1 protein-coding gene is annotated in these 411 nt (G+C 36.7%); it reads left to right on the plus strand.

What is annotated here, in order from left to right; all coding sequences use genetic code 11:
* Window positions 1-225 (plus strand): GlyGly-CTERM sorting domain-containing protein (locus CXF71_RS07950; protein WP_157826712.1); only part of this gene is annotated, 225 nt, incomplete at its 5' end.
* Between the last annotated feature and the right edge of the window lie 186 nt (window positions 226-411).

Below are 411 nucleotides of genomic sequence, written 5' to 3' on the forward strand. Positions count from 1 at the left end.
GTCGATACTGATGGTGATGGTATTGGGAATAATGCTGACACAGATGATGATGGCGATGGTGTTGCGGACTCAAGTGATGCATATCCATTAGATTCTACTAAATCTGTAGCACCTACCCCAACTGAGCCAACAAAAAGTAGTGGTGGCGGCTCAACCAGCTTCTTTATGTTACTACTTTTGAGTTTGGTGTTATTACCTAGAAAATTTATAAAACATAAAAACTAATAGTTCATGCTTAGTTAATATCACAAAGCCGTCCTTTTAAGACGGCTTTTAATACATTTTGAATAGACCTTTTACCCTATGAATCTGGCTTTTCAAAAGGTTCTAAATAGCTCAAAAAATTATTGATGTTAATATCTGCAATGTGGATCATTTGTCGTTAGATAAGCCAAGGCTAACGTCTGCTAC

The sequence above is a fragment of the Colwellia sp. 12G3 genome (genome assembly GCF_002836775.1).
Lineage (GTDB): Bacteria > Pseudomonadota > Gammaproteobacteria > Enterobacterales > Alteromonadaceae > Colwellia.